The sequence below is a fragment of the Aliamphritea hakodatensis genome, from assembly GCF_024347195.1.
Classification (GTDB): Bacteria; Pseudomonadota; Gammaproteobacteria; order Pseudomonadales; family Balneatricaceae; genus Amphritea; species Amphritea hakodatensis.
The window spans coordinates 3,516,485-3,530,149 of the sequence record NZ_AP025281.1; the positions used below are offsets into that span (position 1 = coordinate 3,516,485).

General features: G+C 53.5%; 10 protein-coding genes. 7 read left to right on the top strand and 3 right to left on the bottom strand.

The window, feature by feature from the left end; translation table 11 throughout:
• Nucleotides 1–157 precede the first annotated feature (157 nt).
• Together PCI15_RS16160 and PCI15_RS16165 are read left to right on the top strand one after the other, a co-directional pair.
• Nucleotides 158–715, top strand: a complete 558-nt coding sequence (locus tag PCI15_RS16160; protein ID WP_271270965.1) for a DUF2058 domain-containing protein — start codon at nt 158–160, stop codon at nt 713–715.
• Nucleotides 716–1,093: 378 nt separating this feature from the next.
• Nucleotides 1,094–1,300, top strand: coding sequence for a cold-shock protein (locus tag PCI15_RS16165; protein WP_205658261.1), 207 nt, complete (start codon nt 1,094–1,096; stop codon nt 1,298–1,300).
• Nucleotides 1,301–1,359: 59 nt separating this feature from the next.
• On the opposite strand, the gene PCI15_RS16170 is transcribed toward PCI15_RS16165, so the two are convergent.
• Complete coding sequence (locus tag PCI15_RS16170; protein ID WP_271270966.1) at nt 1,360–1,956, bottom strand: DUF938 domain-containing protein; 597 nt, start codon at nt 1,954–1,956, stop codon at nt 1,360–1,362.
• Between the two features lie 133 nt (nt 1,957–2,089).
• Between PCI15_RS16170 and PCI15_RS16175 the strand changes: the two genes are divergently transcribed.
• The 4 genes from PCI15_RS16175 (at nt 2,090) to PCI15_RS16190 (ending at nt 8,170) form a co-directional block, all read left to right on the top strand.
• Nucleotides 2,090–3,751, top strand: a complete 1,662-nt coding sequence (locus PCI15_RS16175; RefSeq protein ID WP_271270967.1) for a transporter substrate-binding domain-containing protein — start codon at nt 2,090–2,092, stop codon at nt 3,749–3,751.
• Nucleotides 3,748–5,157, top strand: coding sequence for a sigma-54-dependent transcriptional regulator (locus PCI15_RS16180; RefSeq protein WP_271270968.1), 1,410 nt, complete (start codon nt 3,748–3,750; stop codon nt 5,155–5,157). The genes PCI15_RS16175 and PCI15_RS16180 overlap by 4 nt, the downstream gene beginning before the upstream one ends.
• A gap of 278 nt (nt 5,158–5,435) precedes the next feature.
• Nucleotides 5,436–6,842: an aspartate ammonia-lyase gene (locus PCI15_RS16185; RefSeq protein ID WP_271270969.1), complete on the top strand. Its 1,407-nt coding sequence runs from the start codon at nt 5,436–5,438 to the stop codon at nt 6,840–6,842.
• Between the two features lie 47 nt (nt 6,843–6,889).
• Nucleotides 6,890–8,170: a dicarboxylate/amino acid:cation symporter gene (locus PCI15_RS16190; RefSeq protein WP_271270970.1), complete on the top strand. Its 1,281-nt coding sequence runs from the start codon at nt 6,890–6,892 to the stop codon at nt 8,168–8,170.
• A 67-nt stretch (nt 8,171–8,237) separates the two neighbouring features.
• On the opposite strand, the gene PCI15_RS16195 is transcribed toward PCI15_RS16190, so the two are convergent.
• The gene (locus PCI15_RS16195; protein WP_271270971.1) at nt 8,238–9,077 is read right to left on the bottom strand and encodes a formylglycine-generating enzyme family protein; all 840 of its coding nucleotides are present in this window, start codon (nt 9,075–9,077) and stop codon (nt 8,238–8,240) included.
• Nucleotides 9,078–9,207: 130 nt separating this feature from the next.
• On the bottom strand, nt 9,208–9,588 hold the full coding sequence (locus PCI15_RS16200; protein WP_271270972.1) for a hypothetical protein: 381 nt from the start codon (nt 9,586–9,588) through the stop codon (nt 9,208–9,210).
• Between the two features lie 553 nt (nt 9,589–10,141).
• On the opposite strand from PCI15_RS16200, the gene PCI15_RS16205 reads away from it, so the two are divergent.
• A complete protein-coding gene (locus PCI15_RS16205; protein ID WP_271270973.1) occupies nt 10,142–13,627 on the top strand; it encodes an indolepyruvate ferredoxin oxidoreductase family protein in 3,486 nt (1,161 codons plus the stop codon).
• The last annotated feature ends 38 nt before the right edge of the window (nt 13,628–13,665 follow it).

Sequence of the window (13,665 nt, forward strand, 5' to 3'; positions counted from 1 at the left end):
ATCTTCTACGTATAAAAACGCAGATATGCAAGTCAGTATCTGCACTTTTTGTGTAATTTTTATGAACTTAGCCGCAAAAAAACCAAATTTTTAGAGACAGGACCGCGAATATGCTAGACTCCGGTCCGTCAAATTCACGATCGATCTGGAAATTAAGATGGCAGGTTCACTTCAGGATCAACTACTGGGCGCAGGTCTGGCAACAAAAAAGCAGGCCAATAAAGCTAAAGCTGATCAGCGTAAAAAAACTAAAAAGTCCAAAACCGTCAAAAAAGGCGAGGTCTATCAGGACCAGGATGAGCTGAACCGTCAGGCTGTGATAGCCCGACAAAAAGAAGAAAAACTGGAAAAAGACAAAGCCCTGAACCGGGAACGGGAAGAACAGCGTCTGCAAAAAGAAATTGATGCCGCTGCCCGTCAGATCATTCAGCAAAACCTCATCAGCATCCCTGCAAACGGCGATGTCGAATATAACTTTGTCGACGGCAGTAAAATCAAAAAACTCTATGTGGATAATGAACTGCAGAATCAGTTGGCAAACGGCAACCTGGCCATTGCCCAGCTGGATAGCAAATATGTGGTCATTCCCGCCGGGGCTGCTGAGAAGATTAACGAACGCCGTCCAGAACTGATCATCAGCCGTCAGGAGAAAGAAACGGCTGATCCGGATGATCCGTACGCAGACTTCCAGATTCCGGATGACTTAATGTGGTGATCTGCCCGCGTCCGGTCCGGCCGTAAATATCCGGCCGGACCGGTACAGATAACAATCCCGAAAATGCCTGAAAGTAGCAGCTAAATGTTACAAAAAAACGTCTAAAACCGCCCCTCAAGTTCAGAAAAATCAACACCTTAAGCTGGTTATCTTTTCACCGAATATCCTCTTCCACTCTCCAGATAAATAGCATAGAATGGCGATGGCTTGAAAGTAAGGCTCGTTTTTTATGATTTAAATCCTGGTATCCCAACCTGAATGATGAAGATATTTAGCATAAAGTCATAAATGTAGTACCTACATTTCTTAGCTCAACCGCGGTAATAAACACACTGTTGTTGCCGCTTAAATTATTTATATTTTTGTAGGATACACATTATGTCTACTACTACTGGTACCGTAAAATGGTTCAATGCCGATAAAGGCTATGGTTTTATCGAGCAGGAAAACGGTCCTGACGTATTCGTTCACTTCCGTGCCATCAACACGACTGGCTTCAAAACCCTGACCGAAGGTCAGCAGGTTTCTTTTGAAGTGACTCAGGGCCAGAAAGGTCCTCAAGCTGAGAACGTTTCTGTTCTGTAAGCTGGCTTCTAAGCTGTAACCTTCGGGTTACAGCTTTATCCCCCTCTGAATTACCACCTCTACACCTCAGGCTTAACCCAAACCAGCAACTGATTATTTGCCGGCATTGCCACGTCTGCTCTCAGCGCTAACCCCACAGCTTCCGCCAGCGCATTGACCGCCTCAAAGTCACGGATTCCGCTGACCGGATCACGCTGCTTCAGCCACTGATCAAACCCGGCATTACTGGCACTGGTATAGTCACCTCCATAACGGAATGGCCCGTATACAATCAGTTGTCCGCCCGGCTCAAGCGTGGCCCCCACTCCGGTGAAAAAACACTCGACCTGTGGCCAGCCCATGATATGCAAGGTATTGGCCGTAAAAACAACATCGGCACTATCAACATCCCAGCGCGGCTGACACACATCCAGAACCTGCGGCGGCAATACATTTTCAACGGCCTCCTCCATCAGATTCAGCTGCAGTGCCCCGTAATTCATAATCAGCTCTGTCGGCTGCCAGGTAAGCCATGGAAACCGGCGGGCAAAAAACAACGCATGCTGCCCTGAACCGCTACCCACTTCCAGCACGTGCCGGCTGTCAGCCAGCAAGCCCTGAAACTGCTCAAGAATGGGCTGCTGATTTCGCTCACAACTGGGGGAAAAATTAAGCATACATGCTCCTGATACTGTCACTGAAAATTAAGCGGCGCATCTGCCACTATTGCAATCTGGCCATCAGCCACCCAACATAGTGAGTGTCAGCTACGATTACAAGCCATTCGTTATCAGATCCGGAACCCTCAGATTGACTCACTTCAAACGGTTATTTCCAGCCCTGCTTTTTTGTTTTTCACTGCACAGCATTGCCAGTGAAACCATCATCATCGGCGGTGATTACTCCTACCCGCCTTATGAGTTCATTGATGAGAAAGGCCAGCCAAGCGGCTATAACGTTGAACTGACTCAGGCGATCGCCGAAGTCATGGGAATGAAAATTGAATTCCGCATGGACGAATGGTCCCTTGTCAGGGATGCACTGCAAAATGGCGAAATTGACGCGTTGCAAGGCATGGTCAGTTCTGCTGAGCGGGGCAAGCAATTTCTCTTCAGCCCGCCCCACGCCATTGTCCATCAATCCATATTTGCCCGCCGTGGCGAACCCCGGGCATCCAGTCTGCAACAACTGCAGGGTAAACAGGTGGTCGTTCAGAAAAATGGCATCATGCATGACTACCTGCTGCAAAATAACGTCGGGGCCATCATAAACACCGCCGAAACCCACGCAGATGCCCTCCGGCAATTGTCATCCGGCAAACACGACTTTGCACTGGTAGCCAACCTGCCCGGCCTGTATCTGGAACAGGAACTGGGGCTGAATAACATCATGCCTGTCGGCCAGCCTTTTCAGGCCCAGCAATACGGCTATGCGGTATTACGGGGTAACGAAGCTTTACTGGCCCGCTTCAGTGAAGGACTGGCGATCCTGAATAACACCGGCCGTAAACAGGAAATTTACAATAAATGGCTGGGATCTCTGCAGGACAGAGGGATTCCATGGCGGGATATTGGCAAGATCACCTTCTGGGCATCCGTATTACTGCTGATCTTTCTCAGTGTAGCCGTGATCTGGAACCGGTTACTCAAGCGGGAAGTAAACAAACGCACCCGGGAACTGCATATCCAGCAACAACAACTCATTCAGGCAGACAAAATGACCTCTCTCGGCATTCTTGTCTCCGGGGTTGCCCACGAAATTAATAACCCCACCGGGCTGTTACTGCTAAACCTGCCAATCATTCAGGATGCCTGGCGAGACTGTGAAGCAACACTCGAAGAGCGCTTCCGGGAACAGGGAGACTTTGATCTGGGTGGCCTGCCCTACTCACAAATGCGTCAGGAAATTCCTGCCCTGCTGGAAGATATGCACACCGGCGCCCGGCGCATCAAACGTATCGTCAACGACCTGAAAGACTTTTCCCGCCAGGAAGACGACGATATCCGGGAAACCTTTAACCTGAACGATGTCGTCAATACCACCATCCGGCTGCTGGACAACAATATCCAGAAATACACCGATAACTTCAGCAGCAGGCTGGCCAGCCACCTGCCCGACAGCAGTGGCAATGCTCAGCGAATCGAACAGGTCATCATTAACCTGATCGTCAATGCCTGCCAGGCGCTGGAAAACAGAACACAGAATATTCATCTGGAAACCTTCTACCTGCCCACGCAAAATCTGGTGGGGCTGGATATCACCGATCAGGGCCACGGCATTTCACCGCAAGACCAGCCCCGCCTGCTTGACCCGTTTTTCACCACCCGCCGCGAACACGGCGGCACCGGTCTGGGTCTGTCAATTTCCGGCGGTATTGTGAAAAGCCACGGTGGCCAGTTAGAATTCGCCGCCAATAAACCCCGGGGAACCCGGGTGCGTATGACGATTGCCTGCCATCAGGAACCCCTATGAGCACCGACAACCTGTACCCCGAATTCGGCATATTACTGGTCGATGATGAAACCTCCTTTCTGCGCAGCCTCAGCCTGACCCTGCGTCGCAGCGGTAATATCACTCACCTGCACCAGTGCAGCGACAGCCGCGAAGTAATGCCGCTGCTTGCCAGCCAGAATATCGGTCTGGTGCTGCTGGATCTGACCATGCCTCATATATCCGGCGAGCAACTGCTGCAGCAGATAACCGAACGTTACCCGGACATCGGCGTCATTATCATCAGCGGCCTGAATCAGGTGGAGTCCGCCGTTAGCTGTCTGCAACAGGGAGCCTTTGATTATTTCGTTAAGACCAGCGAAGAAGGCCGTCTGATCGAAGGCATTAAACGGGCCATCAGGATGCAGGAACTCCTGCGTGAAAATCAGGCACTGGGGCAACGTATGCTCAGCAACACCCTTGAGCATCCACAAGTCTTTGACCCGATCATCAGCCGCAGCAAACAAATGCACGGGGTGTTTCAGTACACCGAATCCATCGCGCCCAGCTCACAACCACTGCTGATCAGTGGCGAAAGTGGCACCGGTAAAGAACTGCTGGCCAGAGCCGTCCACCAGCTCAGCAATCGCAAAGGTGAACTGGTCACCGTGAATATTGCCGGGCTGGATGACCATATCTTTGCCGATACGCTGTTTGGCCACCGCCGCGGGGCTTTCACCGGTGCAGATAAAGACCGCCCCGGCCTGATCGAACAGGCAGCCAACGGTACGCTGTTTCTGGATGAAATCGGCGACCTGAGCCCAAGCTCTCAGATAAAACTCCTGCGCCTCTTACAGGAAGGCGAATACTACCCGCTGGGCAGCGACCGCCCCAAACGCAGCAGTGCCCGCATCATTGCCGCCACCCATCAGGACCTGCAACACAAACAGCAAAATGACGACTTCCGCCGCGATCTGTATTACCGGCTCTGCACCCATCAGGTAAGAATTCCCCCGCTACGCCAGCGGAAAGAAGACCTGCCTCTGCTGCTCGATCATTTTCTCAAACGGGCCGCCGAAGACATGCAGAAAACGGTGCCGGGCTACCCGCAGGAACTGACCCAGTTACTGGCCACCCACAGCTTTCCCGGCAATATCCGCGAATTGAGGGCACTGGTGTTTGATGCCCTCAGTCGGCACCGCTCCCACCTCTTATCACTGGACGTATTCCGGCAGGCGCTGAACAAAGACAGCGAAGAAACCAGTACGCAAATGAATACCGAAGCCGTGGTGTTTAACCCCGACTGCAGCCTGCCAACACTCACAGAAATCAGCCATCTGCTGGTCAGTGAAGCCATGGAACGGGCGGACAATAACCAATCATTGGCAGCACGGTTGCTGGGCATCTCCCAACCCGCTCTGAGTAAGCGCTTAAAAAACATGCGCTAATTCCCCTATAACCAAAGTTATATGCATAACTTTGGTTATGCTCCCCAATAAACGGCCCCGGCCCCTTCTGCCATCAGTGACCGGGCCGGACAGAACCGCCAGCAACATATTCAGTATATAACTATGATTATACCCCTTTCCGGCTAACACCTCTTATTACCAAACGACAACAACCCTTTTAATAACAAATACTTAAAAACAATTAATCACTCATGGCACAGCCCTTGCTCTATTGGCTTCTATATTTGCTTCGCCATAACAATAATGAGTGATACTTCATGAACAGTTCTAACGACACCCGTGCTGAACAGGACCTCCTGGGACAGGCGGACATTCCCAGGCACGCCTATTACGGCATTCAAACCTGGCGTGCGCAGCAGAATTTCGATTTAAGCGGTGTCAGCCTGCAACACTTTCCCCACCTGATCAGCGCACTGGCCATGGTTAAGCAGGCGGCGGCCCGGGCCAATTATCAGTTGGGCTTTCTTGAGCAGGAACCGGCCGATGCCATTGAGCAGGCCTGCCGTCTGATTGTCGGCGGAGAATTTCATGATGCCTTTATCGTCGACATGATTCAGGGCGGCGCAGGCACGTCCACCAATATGAACGCCAATGAAGTCATCGCCAATGTGGCACTGGAGCTTTCGGGTCACAGCAAAGGGGATTATCAGCACCTGCACCCGAACAATCACGTCAACATGTCCCAGTCGACCAATGACGCTTACCCCACCGCAGTCCGGCTGGCCATTCTGCTCAGCCACGGCAATTTAGTCAGCCGTCTGACCAGTCTGCAAACCAGCCTGATTGCCAAAGCCGAAGAATTCAGCGACATCCTGAAGATGGGCCGCACCCAGCTACAGGATGCAGTGCCGATGACACTGGGCCAGGAATTTAACAGCTGGGCCTCCACCCTTGGCGAAGACATTCAGCGCATTGCCGGGCTGGCTGAACTGCTCACCGAAGTTAACCTGGGCGGTACCGCCATCGGGACCGGCATCAATGCCGACAAACGTTACGGCAAACTGGCGGTCAGCGAACTGGCTAAAATCAGCGGTTACCCGCTGATTCAGGCCACCGATCTGGTGGAAGCCAGCTCAGACATGGGGGCCTTCGTACTCTTTTCCAGCATGTTGAAACGGCTGGCCATCAAGCTGTCAAAAATCGCCAACGACCTGCGTCTGCTAAGCATGGGCCCGAGGGCCGGCTTAAACGAAATCAACCTGCCGCCGCAACAGCCCGGCAGCTCGATCATGCCCGGCAAGATCAACCCTGTCATTCCCGAAGCGGTCAATCAGGTTGCCTATCAGGTAATGGGCAATGATCTGGCGGTCTGTATGGCTGCCGAAGCCGGCCAGCTTCAGCTCAATGCCATGGAACCGCTGATTGCTTTTAACGTACTGGAATCCATCCGCCTGCTCAGTCAGGCAATGCCGATGCTGGAAGAACGCTGCATCGCAGGCATCACGGCCAACCGTGAACATTGCCGCCATCAGGTGGACAACAGCATCGGTGTGGTCACCGCACTGAACCCACATATCGGTTATGAAAACGCCACCCGTATTGCCCGGCAGGCGCTGCATTCAGGTGCCAGCGTTGTCGATCTGGTGCGTGAAGAAGCCCTGCTGTCTGATCAGCAGCTGGCGGAAATTCTGAAACCCGAAAACATGATTCATCCCGGCCGCTAAGCGGTCACCCGTTCAACCCTCACAATCAAAACAACAAGAGGTTAACTATGTCTGATTCATCCCTGTCCATGAATAAAGGCGGCATCTGGCGCTCCATGGCACTCTGGAAGAAAATCTTCATCGGTATGCTCGCTGGTGTCGCCGTCGGCGCATTTATGGGTCCTGATGCTGAGGTGCTTAAACCGATCGGCACCCTGTTCATCAATGCCATTAAAATGCTGATTGTCCCGCTGGTATTCTGTTCTCTGGTGGTCGGTGTGACCTCCATGCAAGACAGCGCCAAAATGGGCCGTATCGGCATCAAATCCATTGTTATCTACCTGCTGAGTACCGCAATTGCGATCTCGATCGGTCTGGGTCTGGGCACCGTTTTCATGCCCGGCGAAGGCCTGAATATGGTTGCGGATGCCAATGCGGCAGTGGCCGCCAAAGAATCCCCCAGCCTGGTCTCTACGATCATTAACCTGATTCCGAAAAACCCGATTGAAGCACTGGCCGGCGGTAAGATTCTGCAGATCATCGTCTTTGCACTGGGTCTGGGCATCGCCCTGAACATGATAGGCGAAACCGGTAAACCGGCCATCAAGGTCTTCAACAGCCTGGCTGAAGGCATGTACAAGCTGACCTCGCTGGTGATGAACTTTGCCCCTTACGGCATCTTCGCCCTGATGGCATGGGTCGCCGGTAAGTACGGTGCAGATGTGTTACTGCCGCTGGCAAAAGTCATTGCGGCTGTATACATCGGCTGCATCATTCACGTACTGGTCGTGTACACCGGCGCTATCGCTATAATCGCTAAACTGCCGCCGGTGCAATATCTGAAAGGCATCGTCAGCGCACAAATGATGGCATTCACCTCCACCAGCAGCTCAGGCACACTGCCTGTCAGCATCCGTTGCGCCCGGGAAAATCTTGGCGTATCCAAGGGTACTGCCAGCTTTGTGCTGCCTTTAGGCGCCACCATCAATATGGATGGTACGGCACTGTATCAGGGTGTTGCCGCACTGTTTGTCGCTCAGGCCTTCGGCATTGATCTGAGCATGGCAGACTACATGACCATCATTGCTACCTCCACACTGGCATCTATCGGTACCGCCGGTGTACCCGGTGCCGGCCTGATCATGCTGTCGCTGGTACTAAGCACGGTTGGTCTGCCAATGGAAGGTCTGGCAATCATTGCCGGTATCGACCGTATCCTGGATATGGCCCGGACCTGTGTGAATGTATCCGGTGACCTGATGGTCTCCGTGCTGATCGGCAAGAGTGAAAACGAGCTGGACAGCGACGTGTATAAATCTGATGAGCCACAGACAGCGACCCAAAGCTAACTGCCGGCCACAAAAAAACGCTGCCCGGAATAACCCGCGCAGCGTTTTTTTTATCCTGCCTTAAAGATTAACTTGGATCATAGGCACAGCGGAAGCCAATAGAACCGTAAATACTCCGGCCACTGACCGGCGGTTTAACATTACGGAACGAGCTGCGCAAATTGGCTTTATTCTCATCCCATGAACCGCCCCGCACCAGACGCTGACGGCTTTGCGCCTGATCAGTCAGATTGCCCGCCGCATACTGCGCGATACCGTCAGATGCATACCAGTTCATCATCCATTCACCGGCATTACCCTGCATATCAAACAGGCCAAAGGCGTTAGCATCACGGCTGCCAACCGGCCAGGTGCGGTCTTCACCACAACCGTCCGGCTCATTCGGAACAGACCCCATGGTTACGCCGTCATCCAGAATGGCGTTTTTACAGCTGACTTCCTCCCCCCAGGGGTAACGGCTGGCAGAACCGGCACGGGCTGCCTTTTCCCATTCAGCCTCGTAGGGCAATCGCCCGCCTTTCCATTCGCAGTAAGTCAGGGCCTCCTGCCAGTCGACACAGTTAGCCGGGTGATTATCCCGACCCTCAGCACCGACATTACAGTATTTATTACGCTGAAAATCTTTCGGCCGTACACAGATACCTGCATCAATACAGGCCTGATAGGAGGCCACCGTCACTTCAAACTTATCCAGCTCAAAGGCCGGGACATTCACTGCCGTTCCGCCCTGCGGACCTTCATCACGGTCACAGGCGGTATCATTCACTGAACAGCCCATCTGAAAGCTGCCGGCGGGGATGACAACGGTATCTTTTGCATGGGAAACGGCCGCAGACAATGCCAGTACAGACACACTGCAGGCAGACACTATCCGGGGAACAACGGGAGAAATCCGGGAAACAGACATACAGGCTCCATTTATTATTCTGAGCAGTCCGCCGGCGGGGAACCGGCGAAACTTAATACGGAACAGGGAATAACAGTCAACTGTAGACCATTGAATTCCCTGACAAGTTCCCGCCCGTTACCCGGTTTGATTATTTAAAAACGTCCGGACAGCCTGCCAGGCTGTTAAATCCCGGAGACCAGCGCCGCACATCGTTCGCCCGACGCCAGCGCTGATGGTAAAACTGCATCAGACACAGACCGGAATCCAGTTCAACCATGAACACATCCAGCTCTCTTACATCATCATAAGGAGGATACTCACGGCTCTGCCCCCAGCTCTTTACCCCTTCGCGCTGAGCAAATGCCTGCCAAAACGCCACCGGTTTGCGCCATGTCTGGCCGACATCATCCCAGGCCAGTAACACACCTGATGCTGTTTCCCGCAGCTCGCCATCCCGGTCACCCATGACCTCAGCCTGAGCACTGACACTCAAACCTAATAATACTGCTAACAGTGCTGCAATACGCATCTGCACTCTCCTTGGTTCACCTCTGAATACCAGATGAAAAATGTAACACAAACAAATATTTAACTTAACGTTACCGGGTAATGTAGTACGACTTTTGCACCAAAAGGGCAGGAAATATGCGCCATCTGTCAAAAAATCAGCATTTATCTGAACCGGCCAGCAGATTCAGATAAATCCGCCAAAATCTGATTTCGCCAGAAAAATATCTGCGAAATGCCCTCCGCTGCACAGAAATATCCCTAAGCGGGATGATTTGACAGCGTCACAATGCCCCTCTAGGTTAGACCCACACCCCACAAGGGTAAATTCAACACCTGTTGACAATAACAACAAAAAATCACCCAGACCGCGATCCGGTTACGGTGAAAGGTAATCATTATGACCCGACAAGCAGCCTTACCCGGCCAGAACGTTGTTGCACCCGTTTTCTCTTCTGTTCGTCACCCGTACCTCTGCCCTCCCCTGATACTCCGCCGCTGATTTTTCCACATTTTCTGGCGGTTAATTCACGAGTATTCAGCGCGGCATCACTGTCGCAGCAGGAGGTATGCAAATGACCACTTTTGCACCGGTTTCACTGGACGATAAATGGCAACAAAATCATGGTCAGGTCTATCTGACCGGCAGCCAGGCACTGGCCCGGCTCCCCATGCTACAGGCAATTCAGGATCAGCAGGCCGGCTACAACACCGCCGGTTTTATATCCGGCTACCGGGGCTCGCCACTGGGGCATTTTGATAAAACCCTGTGGCAAATCAAAGACCGGCTGACAGCCCACAACATTACCTTTCAGCCCGGCGTAAACGAAGATCTGGGGGCAACTGCAGTCTGGGGCTCACAACAGGCAAATGTCTTTCCCGGGGCAAAATATGACGGCGTTTTCGGCCTCTGGTACGGCAAAGGGCCCGGCGTAGACCGCAGCGGTGACGTGTTCAAACATGCCAACGCCTTTGGCACCACCCCACTGGGCGGCGTGCTGGCCGTGGCCGGCGATGATCATGCCTGCAAATCTTCCACCCTGCCTCACCAGAGTGATTACGCCTTCATGGATGCCCTGATGCCCTACCTGTATCCGGGAAATATTCAGGAACTGATCGAATACGGTCTCTATGGCTGGGCTATGTCCCGCTACAGCGGCTGCTGGGTAGGCCTCAAGGCACTGGCTGAGGTAATGGACTCCGGCAGCCGGGTGGATCTGAATCAGACCCGCGTCACAATCGGTTACCCAGTCAGCGAAGGTAAACCCAGTGACGGTCTCAATGCCCGCTGGCCAGACAAACCTTTGCAACAGGAAGTTCGTCTGCACGAACACAAGCTGGAAGCAGCACGGGCTTTTTGCCGGGCCAACAAGCTGGATAAAACCATTATCAATCCGCTTAAACCCCGGCTGGGGATCATCTCTGCTGGTAAATCCTATCTGGACGTACTGCAGGCACTGGAAGATTTAGGTATAAGTCACGAACTGGCCGAAGACCTGGGGATTCGCCTGTACAAGGTTGCCATGCCGTGGCCCCTTGAACCTCAGGGAATCGAAGCCTTCAGCCAGGGGCTGGATGAAATTCTGGTGATTGAAGAAAAGCGCGGGGTAATCGAAGAGCAACTGCGCCAACAACTCTATCAGCGATTCAACACACAGGGACACACGCCCCCCCGGATCACCGGTAAACTGGATAACCTTGGACAGGAACTGCTGACCACCCTGGGCGAACTGACGCCCGCGATGATCGCCCGGGCAATCGCCCGCCGCACCGAAGCGTTTTACAGCAGCCCTGAAACGCAGCAACGGCTGGACTTTCTAACCGCTAAAGAAGCAGAACTGGCCCGCCCCCGTGCCCTGATTGAACGTACCCCGCACTTCTGTTCCGGTTGTCCGCACAATACCTCAACGACGCTACCGGACGGCAGCCGGGCACTAGGGGGGATCGGCTGCCATTACATGGCAACCTGGATGAACAGAGGCACCGAAACCTTCACCCAGATGGGCGGCGAAGGCGCAACCTGGATCGGCCAGGCCCCTTTCACTGAAACCAATCACGTGTTCCAGAATCTTGGCGACGGCACCTACTTCCACTCAGGCCTGCTGGCAATTCGTGCCGCAGTCGCCTCCGGCGTCAACATCACCTATAAAATTCTCTATAACGACGCAGTCGCCATGACCGGCGGCCAGCCGGTGGACGGCAGCCTGAGTGTGCAACAGATCAGCCATCAGGTATACGGGGAAGGCATCCGCAGAATCGCCATCGTCAGTGACGATCCGGGCAAATACCGTAATTACAGTGAATTCGCCAGCGGTGTCACCTTTCATCACCGGGACGAATTACAGGCTGTTCAGCTGGAACTGAGAGACATTGAAGGCTGCAGCGTAATGATTTATGACCAGACCTGCGCCGCTGAAAAACGCCGGCGCCGTCACCGGGGCCAGATGCACAACCCTGCACAGCGGGTTGTCATTAACAGTGAAATCTGTGAAGGCTGTGGCGACTGCGGCGTGCAATCCAACTGTTTGTCAGTGGAGCCACTGGAAACTGAACGGGGCCGCAAACGCAACATCAACCAGTCCTCATGTAACAAAGACTTCAGTTGCGTGCGGGGCTTCTGCCCGAGTTTTGTCACGGTGAAAGGCGGCGAACTGCGTAAGCCGGATATGGACTTCAGCCAGATCAGTTTTCCCGCCTTACCCGAACCGCAGTTACCTGCCTGTAACACGCCCTATAACATCATGCTGACCGGCGTGGGCGGCACCGGTGTGGTCACCGTCAGTGCCCTGCTGGGTATGGCCGCACACATCGAAAACAAAGGCATCGGGGTATTGGACCAGATCGGACTGGCACAAAAATTCGGTGCGGTCATGAGCCATATCCGCATCGCGGACAGCCAGGAGCGGATTCACACCGTGCGGATTCCTGCCGGTGAAACCGATCTGATGGTGAGCTTTGATCTCATGGTTGGCGCCAGCGAAGAAGCACTCGGCAAACTGGAAAGCAGCCGTAGCCACGTGGTGATTAACAACCATAAAAGCATGCCCGCCGCCTTCACCCGGGAACCTGATCTGGAAGTGCCTAATGACGCCATGGAAGCAGTGATTCAGAACACCGCGGTACAAAGCTATGCACTGGATGCCACCGAGCTGGCCACTCACTTACTCGGAGACGGTATGGCAGTCAACCTGTTCTGCATTGGCTATGCCTGGCAACAGGGCCTGATCCCGCTGGAACGCGCATCCATTGAACAGGCGATCAAACTGAACGGCGTCGCAGTACAGGCGAATATTGATGCCTTCCTCTGGGGCCGCCGGGCAGCGGTTGATCTTGCTGCAGTCAGAGACATTGCCTTCGGAAAAGCAGCACCGGCCGCCGATGCGGTTCAGCTGATGCCATCACTGGACACTATCATTCAGCGGGAGAAGCAACACCTCACCGGTTATCAGAACAGAGCGCTGGCCAAACGCTATGAGAAACTGGTGCAGCGCGTTCAGCTGCACACTAAAGATATGCGTCTTGGCCAGCGGCTGGCTATCGCGGTAGCAACCCAGTACAGCAAATTACTGGCCTATAAAGATGAGTACGAAGTGGCCCGGCAACTCACCTCCGACACATTCCGGCACCAGCTGAAACAACAGTTCACTGGCGAAATCGAACTGGAATTCAACCTGGCACCGCCGTTACTGGCGAAAACAGATCCGGCAACCGGCCGGCCACGTAAGCGCAAATTCAGCCAGAAATACCTGCCGGTCCTGAAACTGCTGGCTAAACTTAAACCGTTGCGGGGCACTGCGCTGGATATATTTGCCTACAGCCATGACCGCCAATTGGAACGCCAGTTGATTCAGCAGTACGAACAGGATATCCGACTGATTCTCAGCAATCTCAGTGCGGATAACTATGCCGCTGCCTGCGCCCTTGCAGAACTGCCGGGCCAGATCCGGGGCTATGGCCCGGTTAAAGATGCCGCCTGGCTGAAAGTTCAGCCGGAACGTCTGCAATTACTCAGTCATTTTTCATCAGATAATAATCCGGCAGCCAAAATGACGGCCACCTGATATACCGCCGGGTACCTTTCAGCACAGAAGTACCCGGC